This is a genomic window from Exiguobacterium sp. s124 (genome assembly GCF_018617485.1).
Lineage (GTDB): Bacteria > Bacillota > Bacilli > Exiguobacteriales > Exiguobacteriaceae > Exiguobacterium > Exiguobacterium aestuarii.
In genome coordinates this window covers 34,052-51,114 of the sequence record NZ_JACSKH010000004.1, presented here as the reverse complement: position 1 = coordinate 51,114, position 17,063 = coordinate 34,052, and the positions used below count along the sequence as shown (strand labels likewise).

Sequence of the window (17,063 nt, the reverse complement as noted above, 5' to 3'; positions counted from 1 at the left end):
ATTCTCCTCTTCCCGAAAGCGCTTTCGGTAACTTGATTGTAGCGCATGAATTTGTAGGAATCAATTCTTTTTCAAGGAAACTTTTTGATTCTTTTTTCCATTCCTTGTTTCTTCTATATTACTGCATCTAATAATTTTTTGTCGTTAATGTGTCCGTGTATACAGCCACACAAGATTCGTGAACTTTTGTACTTCTGTCTCGCCTGTCACACCTTTGAATAGTCGTTGGAACGGCTTCAACAACTGCTCTAGAACAATTTTTCGAAGACGATCTTGTTTCAACTCATGTGAGATTGCATCGAACAAATCTCGTTGTTCTTCCGTCATCTCGACATGCTCTTCGATACGTGCAGCCATCTCGATTAATTCTTCAATTGTAATGAGATGCTTATCTGTCGTTCCACGCATTTGATCGACCGTGACCGGGTTCAAGACGTGCTCTCCTGTCTCCATCATCCGGGCGGCAATCAACTCGACATACGTATATAAACTCCGCACGACTTTTTGAGGAGAGTAGGCGGCATTCGTAATCCGGTTCGTGAACAAGATGTGTTGCAACATCCCGTTAAAGAGCACCGTCAATTCCATTGAATATGGTCTCACAGACTCTCCGATGATTTCCGTCAAACGCATCGCAATCCATTCAATTTCATAAATGCGATGTTGAAGTACAAGTTTCTTCAATTCATTCTCGTTCGACGACATGATCGATTCAAACAACGCGTGCAAGTTCCGTTCTTCATTCAATTGAATCAAAATCGAAATCTGTTCGATAAAGACGTCACGATCTCGTTTGTCACGTCCCATCTGCATCTCGATCCGGCGCTGTCCGGCATCATACCGCAAGTTTTCGAGGATACTGGCCACACAATCCGTCTTCGATGAGAAGTAGTTATAAAACGTTCCTTTGGATATGTTGGCACGATCAATGATCTCTTGCACCGATGTGTGTTGCACCCCATTTTCGATGAAGAGAGACATGGCAATATCTGCGACTTTTCTCTTTTTCTCTTTCATATTTCCGTGGCTCCGTTCTGTCTGGTTTGTACATCTACTATAGCACCGAAAACCACTTTAGACTAATAGTACAAAATGGTTGCTTTATTTATACAATGGGTATAAAATCATTTCATCGACACTTACCAACACATAACTATTTAGAAAATAAAGGAGCCATCCATATGAAACCAGAATTCCAAAAGAAACCGCCGTACGTCATGCTGGCGGTCCTCTTTGCGGGTGCGTTCATCGCATTTTTAAACAACTCATTACTGAACGTCGCACTCCCATCAATCATGGTCGACTTAGAAATCGCTGACTACTCGACCGTTCAATGGCTCGCGACCGGCTTTATGCTCGTGACGGGTGTGCTCGTCCCGGCATCCGCCTATTTGATCACTCGTTTTTCAAACCGGAGCTTGTTCATCACCTCGATGAGCATCTTCGCGCTCGGTACGGCTATCGCTGCCTTCTCACCAAGCTTCGGCTGGCTTTTGACTGGTCGAATGATTCAAGCCGTCGGAGCCTCGACAATGGGGCCACTCCTCATGAACGTCATGCTCGTCAGCTTCCCGCGTGAAAAACGTGGGATGGCGATGGGAATCTTCGGGCTTGTTATGATTTCGGCACCTGCAATCGGACCGACACTTTCCGGTTATATCGTCGAGTACTATGACTGGCGCGTCCTATTCGAAATGATTTTACCGCTCGCCATCATCGGTCTCGCGCTCGCTGTTTGGAAAGCGGAAAACGTCATGGTCCAAAACAAGGATCAGTCTCTCGACTACTTGTCGCTCGTCTTATCGACACTCGGATTTGGTGGGATTTTGTACGGTGTCAGCTCGGCAAGCTCGGACGGCTGGGATAACCCAATCGTCTTGGCGACGATGATCGTCGGTGCCGTTTCACTGACTGCTTTCATCTACCGTCAACTTCATATGGAGAAACCACTTCTCGACTTGCGTGCCTATAAGCACCCGATGTTCGCACTCGCATCAGTCATTGCGATGGTCAACGCGGTCGCGATGTTCTCTGGAATGATTTTGACACCGGCTTACGTCCAAAGCGTTCGTGGCATCTCCCCACTCGATTCAGGGCTCATGCTTCTCCCTGGTGCAATCATCATGGGAATCATGTCGCCGATCACGGGTAAACTATTCGATAAATTCGGACCAAAATTACTGGCGATTACAGGCTTAACAATCACCGCGGTATCAACCTACATGCTCGCAAACGTCCAACTCGATTCTACCTATACGTACATCGTCTTGACGTACACGTTGCGTATGTTTGGGATGTCAATGGTTATGATGCCAATTATGACTAATGGACTTAACCAGTTACCGACTCGCCTCAATCCGCACGGGACGGCCATCAACAACACGGCCCAACAAGTATCCGGTGCGATCGGCACGGCAGTTCTCGTCACTATTATGAACTCGGTGACGCGCACAGAGGCTGAATCATTGATGACAGGCGTCGATCCTGCGACGCTCACGGAGAGCTCAATGGGTGCCATCACTCAGCAAGCCCTCTTATCTGGGATTCAATATTCGTTCTACGTCGCACTCGGCATGAACCTCTTGGCGCTCCTACTGGCATTTTTCGTGCAGCGCGTGGATGTGCGGAAGTTCGATGATCAAGTAGAGACTGTTGAAGAATTGAAACAAGCGAATTGATAACAGGAAAAGCCGTTCTGAACGAAAGATTCAGAGCGGCTTTTTTAATTTTCTCATTCCCTTCATACACCAATGCCAAGTAAAAATTAAATTTATATATGGTATTATTTCTCAATAGATAAAGTCACTCATAACGGTTCTTGAAGCAATGGGAATTACTGCGCTTCTTCTTGAATAGATTGGTCGATGAGGTATTGAATCATGCTATTATGAAAGTATCGACTTATTTCCGTAATAAATGGCGGATTACATAATTAGAAAAGTCCTCTTGCTATCCTATTTTGTTATCCCTTTAAAAAAATAGTGGGCTATACGGTAGATCTCAAGTAACGAACTGAGATTCTTTAAAACTGTCGAACACACCGAAACATGTTGCTAAAGCTAAACGTTATGGAAATGTAGGGGTGAAAGAACGTGACGTGCAATCAAGTTAAACTCGTGAGTGGAATCGCGCTATTCGTGACTGGCGTGGTTTTGTTACTCAAGCGATAAGGAGCATTTCGGGCAACGTCCGAGTGCTTTTTTTGATTCTTTTTTATAGCCATATAAAAAGCCGTAATACTCATAGAGCGTTACGGCTTTAAAGATTAGTGCCCCCGATATTTCCCGAGCGCCCGCATATTTAAGAGATATAAGACGGCTGCATAGAGAACCAACCCGAGTAAATACATCCAGATACCTGAGAACCCGCTTCCGTATACCATCACTTCCTTGATTGCCGTCGCCCCGTAGAAGATTGGCATGACATAACTCAAGTTCCCGAGTCCATACGGAATTAAGTCGAGCGGAATGAGTCCTGAGAAGAACACTTGCGGGATGATCGTGAACGGAATCATCTGAACGACCTGTAGTTCCGAACGGGCAAATACGGAGATAGTCGCTCCGAAGAGGACCGCTGTCCCCGCCATGAGTAGCATCGTCAACATGACCCACGCCATATTCCCGAGCGAAGACAGCCCGAGCACATAAATCGAATAGAGTACGATGAAAATCGACTGCACGACCGCAAATACACCGTATCCGAGCGTATACCCTAAAATGACTTGTCCCCGCTTGATTGGCGTCATTAAGAGTCGTTCAAGCGTGCCCCCACTCCGTTCTTTGACGAGTGCCATCGCAGAAAGGATGAACACGAAGAAGAATGAGAAGAGTGATAGGAAAACGAAGCCGAACGAATCGAACGTAGATTGGTCTTCTTCACCGTAGACGAATGACGTATCGATCTCGGCTGCCGGGTTGAGCGTCGTCAACGCATCTTGAATTTCACGAACTGCCTTTGACGATTTCGTCGACGGTTCACGTAACGTGATAGTCGTACCTTCCTGATCCATTTCAAAAACGGCATCGACCTGTTCATTGTCTTCGATATACGTTTTCGGATCATCGAACGATGCCTGTTCCACCTCGAGCGTCTCGTCCTCAAATGCGGTGACAAGCTGTTCTAGTGCATTTTCATCGAGAACGACGGTCGGCACGTAATCCGAGTCTCCGAGTAAGAAGTAGACGAGTGTCAAAATGAGGAGCGGTGCGATTAAAATCAAAGCGACACTGCGCTTGTCGTTCAACGTTTGGAAGATGACACGTTTCGCCAAGTTACGCATGGTCATCCACCTCCTCTTTCCCAGCAATTAAGAACAGTTCTTCGACGCGACCGTTCTCGGTCTGGTCAAGCAAATCTTGCACATGATCGTAAGCAATCAATCGTCCATTATAGACGAGTGCAGCACGGTCACATTCGAGCACTTCATCCATGACGTGTGTCGAGACGATGATGGTCGTCCCTTCCGCCCGAATCGTTTGAAACTGATCCCAAATCTGTCGGCGTAAAATTGGATCGATCCCGACCGTCGGCTCATCGAGAAACAACACGTCCGGCTTATGAAGGATCGCAATTGCTAAGGAAAGACGCTTCTTCATCCCTCCCGAAAAATTACGGACGAGTTTATGCCGATCGTTCGATAAATCGACAAGCGCGAGCACTTCTGTGATCCGTTCTTGAAGCGCCTTTTTCCCTAACTTATAAATCGAACCGAAGAAGGCAAGGTTCGCCTCGGCCGACAGGTCTTCGTACAACCCATCGTTTTGAGGCATAAATCCGATTTGTTGGAGCATGGCCATATTCGGCATCTTTGTTTCCCCGATATGGACACTTCCTTTGTCCGGTGCAAGTGCGCCAATCATGAGTCGAATGAGCGTCGTCTTTCCCGATCCGGATGGCCCGAGCAAGCAACAAATCTCTCCAGACGGGATGGTAAAGTCGATGTTGTCGATGGCGAGCTGGTCACCGAACGACTTCTCGACATGTTGCAATTGAATGTTCATGCCTATCACTCCTTTTCGGCGCCTCATCGTGTATACTCAAGATAATCGACACCGTGTTGGTTTATATGTTCAGTATAGACCTCGTTCAGAACAGCAACAATCGTCAATATTGGTCATCGTGTCGGTTTTCCGACAGATGGATGGATTGTGTTGAGAAAAAGGAGAAATAATATGGAACAAACCGATTTACGCGTCATCCGTACGAAAAAATTGATTAAAGATGCCTTCTTCAGTCTCATCGAAGAGCAAGGATTCGAAGCCGTCACCGTCAAGCAATTGACCGAACGAGCTGGAATCAATCGAGGTACGTTCTATAGTCACTATGTGGATAAGTTCGAGTTGATGGAGAAATGCGTCAACGAAATCTTTCGAGAGGCCGAACAAAAGTTGATTCATCATTTGCCACATATTTTCGGAGACGAACGGACCGACAACTCGTACCATTACCTCATTCCGTTCATCCGCTTCATCGAAGACAACCAAATCATCATGAAGCCACTGTTTGGACCGAACGGAGACCCGACATTTCAGACGAAGCTCCGTGCATTCATGCAGGCTGCCTTGTTTCAGCGTTCGCCTGCTACGTTGTTTGACCCGGACAAAATGATGGTGCCGCCCCCGTATCTAGTCGCCTATCTCTCTTCGGCGCACATGGGGGTCATCTACGAATGGTTGAATAATCCGTCAGCAGAAGAGACAGCGGAAGACATCGCTCGCATTATCTATACGATCACGTTTGAAGGACCGCTCGTCGCCGGCGGTGTGAAATCAAACGACTAAAGCCTCCCGCATATTTTTGCGAGAGGCTTATTTTATGAGACGCGAACCTGTACGTGCAAGCTTCCATTCTCTTCAGTTGTCTCCTGATAAACGTTTTGTGACGCCTCCAAATCATGCCACGCGATGCGGTACGACTTCCCTCGCATCCATTCAAACTCAAAAGTGAGGTGCTGTAAGTCCGCGATTTGACGCAGACGGTCAAACGGTTCCTCGTGTCCGCTCCATTCGACTTGATTCGCTGAATCTTTCAATACGAGGTCGAGTCCATGTATCACTTTTTCTTTAATCACCTGACCATCCGTCGCTACACGCATACCGTCTTTTATATCATGCATCCGACATGACTCAATGTCGTCAAACGGGATCATGATCTCATCGCCGTTCGCAAATTGAAGTGTAATTGTTTTTACGATCATCCTACATTCCTACTTTCGTTCAGACTCTGTTCCCTTACTATACAAAACTTTTCTCCGTTCAGGGATGACATCTTTGTGGATGTGGCAAATCCGTAAAAGCATGTTCAATTCATTTGGAAACGGGAATAGAAGAGGTAGCAATCATTCTGTTTTTTGAAAATAATACTTCGGAAAGGCGGCGAATATATGCCATCAGTGGATAAGTCGGTGATCGTCATCGGCGGAGGGCTCGGCGGATTGTCTGCAGCCATCTCGCTCACTCAAAAAGGATACGACGTCTCACTCTATGAAAAGAACGACCATATCGGCGGGAAAGTGAATCGGCTCGAACAGGATGGGTTCGGTTTCGACCTCGGGCCCTCGATTTTAACGATGCCCCACATCTTCGATAAGCTGTTCCGCGGAAGCGGCAAACGTATGGAGGACTATGTGTCCATCAAACGATTAGAGCTCGAATGGCGCTCGTTCTTCCCGGACGAGACCGTACTCGATTTGTACCATGACCTCGAACAGATGCAACGTGCAAATCCTTCCCTATCTCGAAAAGACATGCAGGAATATCGTGAGCTGCTGAATTACGCAGCACGCATTTATAAGACGACAGAGAAAGGATACTTGGCCGAAGGCTTTGAGTCACCTTTAGAAGCTGTCATGAAGACAGGTATTTTCCCAACGCTCTTTGGGTTCGATTTGACGTCGACCATGTATAGCGCCATCAAGAAGCGCATTAGTAATCCGCATCTTCGGGACATGCTCTCGTATTACGTCAAATATGTCGGGTCGTCTCCATATAACGCACCAGCCGTCTTAAACATGATGATTTACATGCAATATGCCCAAGGCTGTTGGTACGTCGAAGGCGGGACTCACAAGCTCGCGGAAGGATTGACGAAGCTTGCCGAAGAGATCGGGGTGAAGTTACATACCGGAGAAGGCGTCGTTCGTGCCCATACGGTAAATGGAAAGATTTCAGCGATCGAGCTTGAGGATGGACGTCTCCGTTCAGCCGATTATTTCGTCTCGAACATGGAAGTCATTCCTTTCTATCAGAAGATGGTCGACGCGGACGAACAGTACGTCGACAAACTCGTCGATAAATACGAACCGGCCAGCTCCGGATTCGTCCTCCATCTCGGGGTGAAGAAAGCTTATCCACAACTGGCACATCATAACTTCTTCTTCTCTGAGAACCTACATGAGCAAATGGACAAAATCTTTGAGAAACACGAATTGCCGGACGATCCGACGATTTACCTCGTCAACGTCAACAAGACCGACCCGACTCAAGCGCCACCAGGACATGAAAACATCAAAATCTTGCCCCACATTCCGTATATTCAGGATGTGCCGTTCTCGGAAGAAGAGTATGCCGCTTTTGAAGAGCGTGTACTCGATAAGTTAGAACGGATGGGGCTCGAGGGCTTGCGCGAACATACGGTGACACGTGACGTATGGACGCCCCATGATATCGAGCGGACATATGGATCGGATCGAGGTGCCATTTATGGGACGGTCGCCGACAAGAATCGAAATGGCGGCTTCAAACATAAGAAACAGAGTGAACTTTACCACAACCTCTACTTCGTCGGCGGAACCGTCAACCCGGGCGGCGGTATGCCCATGGTGACGCTCAGCGGTCAGCAAGTGAGTGACAAAATCGCGAAACGCGACAAAGTGAAATGATTATCTTCAATCCCTCATTCGATATGAGGGATTATTTTTTTGAAACTTTTCCCAATAACCTTCCGTATATTGTGCTACGATACAAACATTCAAACATTCAAACGGAGGAACAGGATGCATCAAATCACAAGTTATTTCTTTATGTATGCCAAAGTTGTCGTCACTGATAAAGTTCCATTCATCTGGACATTCGGAATTCCGCTCATGATCGCCTTGACGCAGTCGTTTTCAGATATTCGCCAAGCAACGACAGCGGAATACTACCCAGGGCTCTCTTATTTCTGGGTGTATATTATTCTTGCTACATATGTGAACGGGGTCGGCATAGAACTCGCCCGTATGCGTGAATACGGACTAATGAAAACGTACGTGATGATTTCTGGGAACAAACTGACGTATGTCATCGCCGTCATCTTGGCGCAACTCTTATTTGCCTCCATCAGCCTGCTTTTATTCACAACGGTCGTCACGCTCGTACACGGGTTCTTCTCGTTCAAGTTGATTGCAACGTCTCTACTCGTATTGATCGGTAGTATTCCGTTCGCGATTGCAAGTGTCGCCATTACGGCACTTCCAGTGAAAGTATCGAGTCTCGGGACATTCGTGAACATACTGATGTTTCCGCTCTTTTTATTGGCAATCAAGTCACCTGATCAATGGTTCAGCTTCCTCAATCCATTCTATGCGCTCCATGAATTCGCGCTCGGATTGCTGCACCTGACGACTCAAGTCGACCTCTCGTTCGGAGTATGGGCGACATCCCTTTCCATACTCGGTTATTTCATCATCGGAGCGATTGCGTTGAAACGCTTCAGTCTCGTCTCACTTATCACACGCTAGGAGGTTCTTATGCACGTAAACCAACTCACTTATCGCTATCCGAAAGCGACGCGTCCTGTGCTCGACAGCGTCTCGTTCAGCCTGCAACCCAATAAGCTGAACGTGTTGATCGGACAAAATGGTGCCGGGAAGACGACATTGTTTGATTGTATGACGGGTACCCTTCCCGTTGACAAAGCGTCACTCGACCTCGTCCCGACGACGGACATGTTGTATTTGACACAACTCATGTATAACCATCATGAATTGACAGGGAAAGACTTCGCCTATTTCATTGGACGACTGTCGCAACGCCCCGACTTCAAGAAACTCGAGTCTTATGTAAATAACCTTTCGACGTCCCGAGAACAAGAACTGTTCGAACATCTATGGACGATGAAACTCGGGAAGATGTCCGTCGGGGAGAAAAAATGGCTCTTCGTGACGCTATTGTCTTCCATCAAGCGTTCTCTCTATTTATTTGATGAACCGACGAGCGGGGTCGACCCGGCGTCCCGCATTCAAATCATGCGCCGCATGCAACGTCTCGTCGACGAAGGCAAGACATGTCTCATCTCGACGCATCAGTTGCACGATTTGGTTCAACTTGATGCCCACGTCATCTTCCTGCATGGTGGACGTATTTTATATGAAGGTGACTTCCAAGACTGGCTCAAAGAATCTGGAACGACCGACCCGGACGAAGCATTCGTTCGGATGGTCGATACACCGCTTGATGATGTGGCGGTGACACGATGAATGACTCGTTTTGGGAACGACACCAGTTCACATTTTATACAATCGGGATGGTCGTCTGCGGCTTTCTCGTTGCGATGTTCTCATAAACAAATCAGCCCTGACGCGTGTCAGAGCTGATTTTTATTGTTCACGACGTGCGCTTCGTAATTCCCGATTCGTCACATGTTCCGGGTCCGCTTCACGCAGTTTACGGTCCATCGTCATGTACCAGATGAGAAACGGGATGACGCCAATCAATGCGATACCGAGTAGTTCCTGCATCGAATCCAATACGAACCACGTGAGAAAGGTGAATATACCAAGTGACGCAAACATAGCGACGACAATGAGAAATTCCCGACGAACGAGGCGTTGGTATTCTTCGTCTTCGTTGAATGTGCGTAACAACTTCAGCCGTCGCCACGCTTGATAGAGCATCGGCAGTTGGGTCACGAGGAAAGAGAAGGCAACCGTCGTCACCGTGACACCTTTTATGACCGAAACAACCAGAAAGAAAAACAGACCGATGATCCCAAATACCGCACCGACCCCTCGGCCATCGAGGTCATGTTCGACCATTTTTGGTATACGTTCTTGTTTATCCATTTACCTTCCTCCTTCTTTATTTCTCCCGATTCATCAGTCCTAATAAGCTCTCGACGACATGCTCGTCATCGACCTTTAGAATCTTCCAGTCGACCCATGAATCTAAAAGAAGACAACTTGCGATAAGCATGGCCCCTCCAAGACTCATCGTGTCTAGCGTGATGTACTTCAGTGAGTAGAACGCCAACATCGACATGACACCGATCAAGAGAATAAACTGAGACACACCTTTTAAATAGATGAAGCGCCGGTATGTGGATGAATCGTTAAACTGTAAAAACAACTGAACTTTATGCCACGTCGCAAACAGAAGCGGCATGAACATCACCGCGCAGAAAATGAACAGAGACAGGCTCATTTTTGAATCATTGAACCATAACCAAAGTGCCGTCACTACACCGATGACCATCACGAGAAGTGGGCCTTTTTTCGTCCACGATTGATCGTATAAGTACTCCATTCGTTCGTCACGCAACATCTCATACACCTCCAGCAGTAAAAATCATCCAATTCGCTCGGTAATTTTATCTTACCAATCTGAAAGCGAAGTTTCGAGGATTTTCCATTAAAAAGGAAAAAGCACCTGATGGGTATCAGATGCTTGTCGTTAACCCGCCTTTGAGACTTTGGCTGATGTGACTCGTGTCTTACCACTCAACTGAAACACGAGTACCCCACCGACGATTAACACAATCCCAACGACCGTCTTCCATGTGAACGGGACGGCCGTCAATCCGAACCAGCCTAACGTATCCCAGAGGAGAGCAAACAGGATTTGTGACACCATGACAATCGAGATGGCGTAACTCGGTCCGAGCCGCTCGACACCTTGCGTCACACTCATGACGACCCCGACGCCGAGGATTCCGCTGAACCAGTACCATGTCTCCATATCCGTCGTTTGGAACAAGGCACTGCCTTCTCGGAACAACCCAATGAGTAGTGACGCTAAAAATCCAAGACAGAGAACGAGTGTCGTCGTCGCCCATGCACCGACACGCTTTTTGACGTTGGCGTTAAACGTATTTTGCACACAGACGAGCATTCCACCGAAGATGGCAAGCATCATTCCAATCGCCACGGTTCTTCCCTCCTATTCATAAATGCTCTCCCCGACAATCTCTATCAACCCTTCTCGATTAATAATCGTAATCATCCTTCGATTGCGCTCAATCAAGCCTATTTCAACAAAACGCCGAAGCGTTCGATTCACATGACGATAACTCGTCCCAATCAAATCGGCAATATCCGTCAATTGATCCACGGTCGAGCCGAGCGTTTGGTCATCTGGCGTCATCGATAACAGATAACTCGCCAGGCGTACTTCAACGGGATAGAACAGGTTGAAGCTGAGCGATTGCGACTTCCGTTCGAATTTCCGGGTGATTTCTTCTAACAAATAATGTAACCAGGCGACTTCTTGGTGTGCGTGCTGGACCAAGTCTTCGAACCGGATGACGAGCATCTCGACTTCCGTGACCGCTTCGACCGTATTCAAGTAAGGAGTCCGCTGAATATACTCGATATCTCCAATTAAATCGAGCGGATATTTAAAAGAAAGGACGAGTCGCTTGCCGGTAGCGGAAGTGTGTGAAACGCGAATCTTTCCTTTCACTAAGAAACGGAGGTGCTCCGCTTCATCACCTTGTGTACAGATGACATCGCCCGCTTCGTAATGGACGAGTTGCAATTTTTGTTGCGCAGCAACGGGCAAAACGTCTAATTCAAATCGTTTCACGTATGCATCAACCATTTCCGTCTCCCCTTACCATTTTAATAAGATGACGCCCGCAATCATCATGAACACCCCGAACAACTGCGCCGCGTTTAAGTTCCGACGTACCATCCCGAACCAGCCGCGCCAATCGATGACGAGCGCAAGCGCCAACTGTGCAATGAGAAACAGGGAAATCGTAAGTGTGACCCCGAGCTCATGAACGGCCGTCATATTACTGAACAAGATGAGCGCCGCAAACGCACCACCCGATAAATAAAGCGGGTTCACATGACGCATCTGTGCATACGTGCGATCTCGCAGTACTAACATGACGAGAAGGGCGACAGCGAATCCCGTGAACTGCGTCAACGTCGCCGCTTGCCACGTCCCAATCTGTGAACTGATTCGCGCATTCGCCACACTTTGTAGCGTCAGAAAGAAGCCTCCACTGATTGCAAACAACACACCTCTCATCTTTCTCCCCCTTTATGACAAACGAATCAATACAATCCCAAGCACCATGACGATCAGGCTCACGAGTTGAACACCGGTGACCGGGTTCTTCTTCGCTCCGAACCAACCGAAGCGATCGATTAGCAAGCTACCACATAACAGCCCGACAATGACGATGATGACAGCAATCCCTGTCCCGACGATCGGAACGATGAGGACGTTTCCTCCGATGAAGAGCGCCCCAATGATTCCACCAAGCCAAATCCACCATGGTTGACCTTTCAATTGTCCGAGCGGAACCGGTTGACGCGAGACGAGTAAAATGAGTAAAAGTGCCATCGTCCCGACAACGAAGGAGACGAGTGCCCCTTTCAGTGCCGATTCAAGCACCGTTCCCAAATAGCCGTTAATGGCCGTTTGCGTAGCACTCATCATTCCCGTGAAAATCCCGAACAGTCGCCAAAGGTTCAAGTTCTCGGTGTCTGTTTCCATCGAGACGACCAACTTGCCTCTTCGGCGGTTGAGCCAGTCGGATAACGCGACCGTTCCGATGACGCCAAGTAAGACGAGTACGACCCCGAACAAGCGTAACGCCGTGATCGGATGCTCGACCGAGTTGAACCAGCCAAAATGGTCAATCAATAATCCCATTAAAATCTGTCCGAAGATCGGCATGATGACAGTCTGGACACTTCCAAGTCTCGGGAACAACAAAATATTCCCCGTTAAAAACAGGACACCTAATAATCCGCCAATCCACATCCAACCAGGACCTTCCCGAATCACTGAGCTCTCAAAGCCGAATGATTGTCCGGTCAACAGGAGCAACAAGGACAAAAAGATGGTCCCGACGGTAAACGATAAAAATGATGCGACGAATGGGGATCCGACCACCTGGCGCAAACGAGAGTTCACGCTCGTCTGCATCGGCAACAAAATCCCAATCGTCAATCCAATCAAAATAGCCAACATGAATGTCTTCCTCGATTCTTCTTCTAGTTCTGTGTACATTGTCAGCTTACGCCTCGGCAACCAAGAAGAAAAGGACCGATGTCCTCAAACAAAAAACGAACCCTTTTCAGGTGTTCGTTTTGGACTCATGGAAACGCTGATCGCGCGCTTCGCGCAATTCTTTCCCTCGCACATGATGGGGATCGAGGGTGTGCAAGTAGCGATTGATGACATATGGTCCAAGAATTGATAGGGCACCGATTCCGAATAACCCGGCAATCGCTAAAATAGGAGATAACAAATCGGCATAATAGGCGGCCAATAGGCAGATGGTCGAGACGAAGCAGAGCCATTGAATCCCGAAGTCTGTATATACCAAACGTTGATAACGCGCATTCTCGTTAAAGGTGAGGAGCAGTTTTGTCTTCCGCCACTCGAGACAGAGGTACGGAAAAAAACTGATGAACACGATGAGCGGTGCGTACAGTCTGTACTGCGCAGCGATTAGGAATGTCATCACGACAGTCGCGATGGCGACGCCCCATCCCCAACGCCATTGACTGTCATCCTGCTCGAGTAACCGTTCAATTCGCTTTTCTTTCGTCAGCATATGTACTCCTTTCGCAAGATCTGTAGTGCTTTATTGTGAGTTTTTATATTTTTAAGTAACTTTTCGCTTCAATCTTATCTGTGACCATTCGCCCGATGTGACGTGGTGTTCATCAAGTGTGGACTGTTTTCGGTCACTCCAACGTGGAAACAAGATGAGACACGGTCCGCCAATGAGAAGTGTCCAACTCATCCACGGTAAGATATTGATTCCAATGAAATGCATAGCAATCAAAATCATGAACCATATTAAACTGATCAACATGACAGCAAAATCGATTCGCAACAGACGATGATAGCGTGTCGAGGGATTGAAGGATTGCTGCAATCTCATCTTGTTCCATTCAAGCCATGTCGTGTAAAGAAGTGCGGCACCTGGTAAGAGAATGCTATATGGGCTCCATGTCGATAGAAAATAGATGGATACGCCTAGCATGACTACACTCACGATGATGTTGAGACGGGTGAATCGTTTCTCAAACTGTTCAATTCGTTGAAGTCGTTCCGCTTTATCCACGGTGTCACCTCAATCTTTCACGAAGTCGAGTTTGATTTCGTGACGCATTGGCTGCTCCACGTCATACTCAGGAATCTGTCGGTCGAGCTTTTTCTGTGCGACTTGCAATAAGATAACCCCGCCCAAGAATACAACGAAGAGCGACCATTCCGGCCAATTGATCAAGACGATGAATGGGAAGAGAATCGCCAACAAGACGAGTAGCCCCATTTCTGATACATACTGCCAATCGATGATCCGTTTGGCTTGTTCCACATCCGTTAACTTTCTAACAAAGCGACGCTCTCGTCCGATTGCGAACAACATACCCGCTAATGTGATCCCTAATGGAATGATATATCTTGACGCACCGTCTGACTGGAGTGCCAGAAAGACGAACATCCCGGTCAGACCTGCCAGCCCCATTCTCCAAAAAAGCCAACGCTGCTGATAACGATAAATCGTATTGATTCGTTCTTGTTTATTCATCTCATTCATCCTTTCAGAATCGTCGAATCTCGCGACGTGTCGGTTGTTCCGGGTCGAGCCAGCGGATTTGTTGATCGAGCTTCTCTTGCGCCCATAAGATGTAAAGCAATGCCCCACCGATGAGGACCACAGGAATCCAAGACCAGTCTATGATTCGGATGGCTAGCGGATTGACGAGTCCGAGCAATGCGATAAAGAGGAAGTCCAGGTGATACTGCAGTGTCACGACACGTTTCACCTGTTCCTGGTCCGACAATTGACTGATTGCCTCGGCTTCATTCGAAAAAAAGTAACGCGTCGCAAGTAACACTCCACCGATGATGGCGAACCCGATCCAGATGTTCCCGTCAGTTCGCATGAGGAAGTAAACTGCAAGACCTGCCGGAAGCGCTAAAAGTAAGCGTTGCAAAAGCCACTTTCGATTTGATTGTTTGATTGTATGTAGTCGTTCTTGTTTATTCATCTCGTTCACCTCTTATTTCACTATACGGGATGAGCATGAGAAAAGTTCCGTTATTTTACATTTTCGTACCAAAGTCATGTTTCTTGACGATATGACCGTCTCAGCTTATAGTTTAGTTAACTTAACTATATCTTAAAGAATGAAAGTAAGAGGTTATCAACATGAGTTTATTAAGCAATTCCCGATTTGTGTTTACCTGGTTATCCGGGATGACGCTCACGCTCGGGTTTTCAATTTTCTTCTTGAGCGTCTCGTGGTTAACCATTGATGTGTTGAAACAACCGACGCTACTCGGAATCATTTTGACCGCAGTTTCGTTACCTCGCGTTGTCATGATGGTGTTCGGTGGTGTGTTCGCCGATCGGTTCCAAAAGAGTCGCTTGTTATGTTTAACGAATATCGGGCAAGGCGTGTTGATGTTAATTGTCGTCTCGCTCCATTTTGCAGACGCATATTCGGTGGCAGCACTCTTGATCATCTCCGTATTGTTTGGTCTTTTAGACGGCATGTCTTACCCAGCACTGTCATCACTTATGCCTTCAATCGTATCAGGTCAACAGTTACAACGGGCGAACTCCCTCTTCCAAGGGTCACTCGAGCTGATGTTCGTCATCGGTCCGTTCCTCGCAGGGATTCTACTGACGTGGGGAAGTTTTGGTCTCAGTTTCGGCACAGCCGCTGCCTTGATTTTCCTCTCGGCGATTTTGATTATGCCTCGGCTAATTCAAGATCACATTCCCGAGGTCGCTCCACTCTCACCAAAAGATGTACTCGTTGATTTGAAAGAAGGGATTCGTTACGTATCGAAGACACCTGTTTTACGAAGTGGAACGTTCGCAATCGCCATCGTCAACTTGTTCGTCATGGGACCACTCATTATGAGTATCCCGATTCTCGTCGGTGCGGTCGGCGGGACGGCTTTTGATTTAAGTATCATCGAAGGCGGACTCGCTGTTGGAACGTTCGTCGCAAGCTTCCTGATTCTATTATTGCGGTCGGTTCATCGTGGACGCTTCGTCTTCCGCGCCCTATTCCTGACACTCGGTGCATTCTTCCTCTACACGCAAGTTCAATCGATTCCGCTTCTCGCCGTCGCGGCTTCTATGAGCGGATTTATGATCATGCTCGTGTATTTACCGACCGTCACCATCATGCAGGCACAAAGCGAACCTGATAAAATCGGGCGCGTCATGAGCATCATGTCGCTTGCCGCCTCTGGCCTTGAGCCGATTGCGTTCGCCATTTTATCGGTGCTCGTCGCCTTATCTGTACCGATTCAAACGCTCTTATTGGCATTTGGTATAATCGGACTAGTGTGTGGTGTCCTCTTGTATTTCCGGAGCGAAACGTTCCTACAGACACCGTAAAGAAAGGATGAATGACACGTTGAACGAAACACGAAAACAACAAGTCCTCACGATGTATCGTCAAATCGATGAACTCGACTTGCTGTTCACGAAATATTTTACGGAACTGAACGAGTTCGAGTTGAGTTATCAACAAGAACAGATGTTGCTTCTCTTTAAGCGCCAAGAGACGTGGACAACGACAGAGATCGCGACGAAGATGTCCATCTCCAAAAGTGCCGTCAGCCAGGTGCTCAAAGTGCTCGAACAACGTGATTTCGTCGTTCGGGAAAAAAACCCCGAGAACCTTCGGGAAAGCTTCATCCGGCTCGGTCCGAACGGTCTGGCGTACTCGAAACAAATCGATGCGATTGAAGAGCGCCTCGCCGAAGAGATGTTTTCGGTCCTCGAGGATGACGAGATGAAGATGATCAATCGCTCGCTCGCGTTGATGATTCAGAAGTTTAAATGAAAAAGACAAATCGTCTCTAGTCGGA

General features: G+C 47.6%; 21 protein-coding genes. 7 read left to right on the top strand and 14 right to left on the bottom strand.

Going from position 1 to position 17,063, the window contains the following annotated elements:
• Window positions 1-144 precede the first annotated feature (144 nt).
• Window positions 145-1,017, bottom strand: coding sequence for a TetR/AcrR family transcriptional regulator (locus KNO85_RS13660; protein WP_214696929.1), 873 nt, complete (start codon window positions 1,015-1,017; stop codon window positions 145-147).
• Window positions 1,018-1,181: 164 nt separating this feature from the next.
• On the opposite strand from KNO85_RS13660, the gene KNO85_RS13655 reads away from it, so the two are divergent.
• Entirely contained in the window at window positions 1,182-2,678 is a 1,497-nt protein-coding gene (locus tag KNO85_RS13655; protein WP_214790942.1) for a DHA2 family efflux MFS transporter permease subunit, read from the top strand.
• A 587-nt stretch (window positions 2,679-3,265) separates the two neighbouring features.
• Here KNO85_RS13655 and KNO85_RS13650 read toward each other — a convergent pair.
• Window positions 3,266-4,279, bottom strand: a complete 1,014-nt coding sequence (locus KNO85_RS13650) for an ABC transporter permease (protein WP_214790940.1) — start codon at window positions 4,277-4,279, stop codon at window positions 3,266-3,268.
• Entirely contained in the window at window positions 4,272-5,000 is a 729-nt protein-coding gene (locus KNO85_RS13645) for an ABC transporter ATP-binding protein (RefSeq protein WP_214790938.1), read from the bottom strand. Before KNO85_RS13645 ends, KNO85_RS13650 begins: the two co-directional genes overlap by 8 nt.
• A gap of 171 nt (window positions 5,001-5,171) precedes the next feature.
• On the opposite strand from KNO85_RS13645, the gene KNO85_RS13640 reads away from it, so the two are divergent.
• Window positions 5,172-5,780: a TetR/AcrR family transcriptional regulator gene (locus KNO85_RS13640; protein WP_214790936.1), complete on the top strand. Its 609-nt coding sequence runs from the start codon at window positions 5,172-5,174 to the stop codon at window positions 5,778-5,780.
• Window positions 5,781-5,812: 32 nt separating this feature from the next.
• Here the strand turns inward: KNO85_RS13640 and KNO85_RS13635 are convergent, their stop codons facing one another.
• Window positions 5,813-6,196 carry a hypothetical protein gene (locus tag KNO85_RS13635; protein WP_214790934.1) on the bottom strand — a complete coding sequence of 128 codons (384 nt, stop codon included), beginning with the start codon at window positions 6,194-6,196 and terminating at the stop codon, window positions 5,813-5,815.
• Between the two features lie 186 nt (window positions 6,197-6,382).
• On the opposite strand from KNO85_RS13635, the gene KNO85_RS13630 reads away from it, so the two are divergent.
• The 3 genes from KNO85_RS13630 (at window position 6,383) to KNO85_RS13620 (ending at window position 9,457) form a co-directional block, all read left to right on the top strand.
• Window positions 6,383-7,879 carry a phytoene desaturase family protein gene (locus KNO85_RS13630; RefSeq protein ID WP_214790932.1) on the top strand — a complete coding sequence of 499 codons (1,497 nt, stop codon included), beginning with the start codon at window positions 6,383-6,385 and terminating at the stop codon, window positions 7,877-7,879.
• Window positions 7,880-7,993: 114 nt separating this feature from the next.
• On the top strand, window positions 7,994-8,719 hold the full coding sequence (locus KNO85_RS13625; RefSeq protein WP_214790930.1) for a hypothetical protein: 726 nt from the start codon (window positions 7,994-7,996) through the stop codon (window positions 8,717-8,719).
• Window positions 8,720-8,728: 9 nt separating this feature from the next.
• Complete coding sequence (locus KNO85_RS13620; RefSeq protein ID WP_214790928.1) at window positions 8,729-9,457, top strand: AAA family ATPase; 729 nt, start codon at window positions 8,729-8,731, stop codon at window positions 9,455-9,457.
• A 120-nt stretch (window positions 9,458-9,577) separates the two neighbouring features.
• Here KNO85_RS13620 and KNO85_RS13615 read toward each other — a convergent pair whose 3' ends face one another.
• From KNO85_RS13615 to KNO85_RS13570, 10 genes are all read right to left on the bottom strand, one after another.
• Window positions 9,578-10,042 (bottom strand): APC family permease, encoded by a 465-nt coding sequence (locus KNO85_RS13615; protein ID WP_214790926.1) that lies wholly within the window; start codon window positions 10,040-10,042, stop codon window positions 9,578-9,580.
• A 16-nt stretch (window positions 10,043-10,058) separates the two neighbouring features.
• Complete coding sequence (locus tag KNO85_RS13610) at window positions 10,059-10,520, bottom strand: hypothetical protein (RefSeq protein WP_214790924.1); 462 nt, start codon at window positions 10,518-10,520, stop codon at window positions 10,059-10,061.
• A 129-nt stretch (window positions 10,521-10,649) separates the two neighbouring features.
• Window positions 10,650-11,123 (bottom strand): DMT family transporter, encoded by a 474-nt coding sequence (locus tag KNO85_RS13605; RefSeq protein WP_214790923.1) that lies wholly within the window; start codon window positions 11,121-11,123, stop codon window positions 10,650-10,652.
• Window positions 11,124-11,135: 12 nt separating this feature from the next.
• Window positions 11,136-11,795, bottom strand: coding sequence for a Crp/Fnr family transcriptional regulator (locus KNO85_RS13600; protein ID WP_214790921.1), 660 nt, complete (start codon window positions 11,793-11,795; stop codon window positions 11,136-11,138).
• 12 nt (window positions 11,796-11,807) lie between these two features.
• Window positions 11,808-12,233, bottom strand: coding sequence for a DMT family transporter (locus KNO85_RS13595; protein ID WP_214790919.1), 426 nt, complete (start codon window positions 12,231-12,233; stop codon window positions 11,808-11,810).
• Between the two features lie 12 nt (window positions 12,234-12,245).
• Window positions 12,246-13,223 (bottom strand): DMT family transporter, encoded by a 978-nt coding sequence (locus tag KNO85_RS13590; RefSeq protein ID WP_214790917.1) that lies wholly within the window; start codon window positions 13,221-13,223, stop codon window positions 12,246-12,248.
• A 67-nt stretch (window positions 13,224-13,290) separates the two neighbouring features.
• Window positions 13,291-13,773: a hypothetical protein gene (locus tag KNO85_RS13585; protein ID WP_214790915.1), complete on the bottom strand. Its 483-nt coding sequence runs from the start codon at window positions 13,771-13,773 to the stop codon at window positions 13,291-13,293.
• 51 nt (window positions 13,774-13,824) lie between these two features.
• On the bottom strand, window positions 13,825-14,289 hold the full coding sequence (locus KNO85_RS13580) for a hypothetical protein (protein WP_214790913.1): 465 nt from the start codon (window positions 14,287-14,289) through the stop codon (window positions 13,825-13,827).
• A gap of 9 nt (window positions 14,290-14,298) precedes the next feature.
• The gene (locus KNO85_RS13575; RefSeq protein WP_214790912.1) at window positions 14,299-14,757 is read right to left on the bottom strand and encodes a hypothetical protein; all 459 of its coding nucleotides are present in this window, start codon (window positions 14,755-14,757) and stop codon (window positions 14,299-14,301) included.
• Window positions 14,758-14,770: 13 nt separating this feature from the next.
• Entirely contained in the window at window positions 14,771-15,220 is a 450-nt protein-coding gene (locus KNO85_RS13570; protein WP_214790910.1) for a hypothetical protein, read from the bottom strand.
• Between the two features lie 161 nt (window positions 15,221-15,381).
• Between KNO85_RS13570 and KNO85_RS13565 the strand changes: the two genes are divergently transcribed.
• A complete protein-coding gene (locus KNO85_RS13565) occupies window positions 15,382-16,587 on the top strand; it encodes an MFS transporter (RefSeq protein WP_214790908.1) in 1,206 nt (401 codons plus the stop codon).
• A 19-nt stretch (window positions 16,588-16,606) separates the two neighbouring features.
• Window positions 16,607-17,038 carry a MarR family winged helix-turn-helix transcriptional regulator gene (locus KNO85_RS13560; RefSeq protein WP_214790906.1) on the top strand — a complete coding sequence of 144 codons (432 nt, stop codon included), beginning with the start codon at window positions 16,607-16,609 and terminating at the stop codon, window positions 17,036-17,038.
• Window positions 17,039-17,063 lie beyond the last annotated feature (25 nt).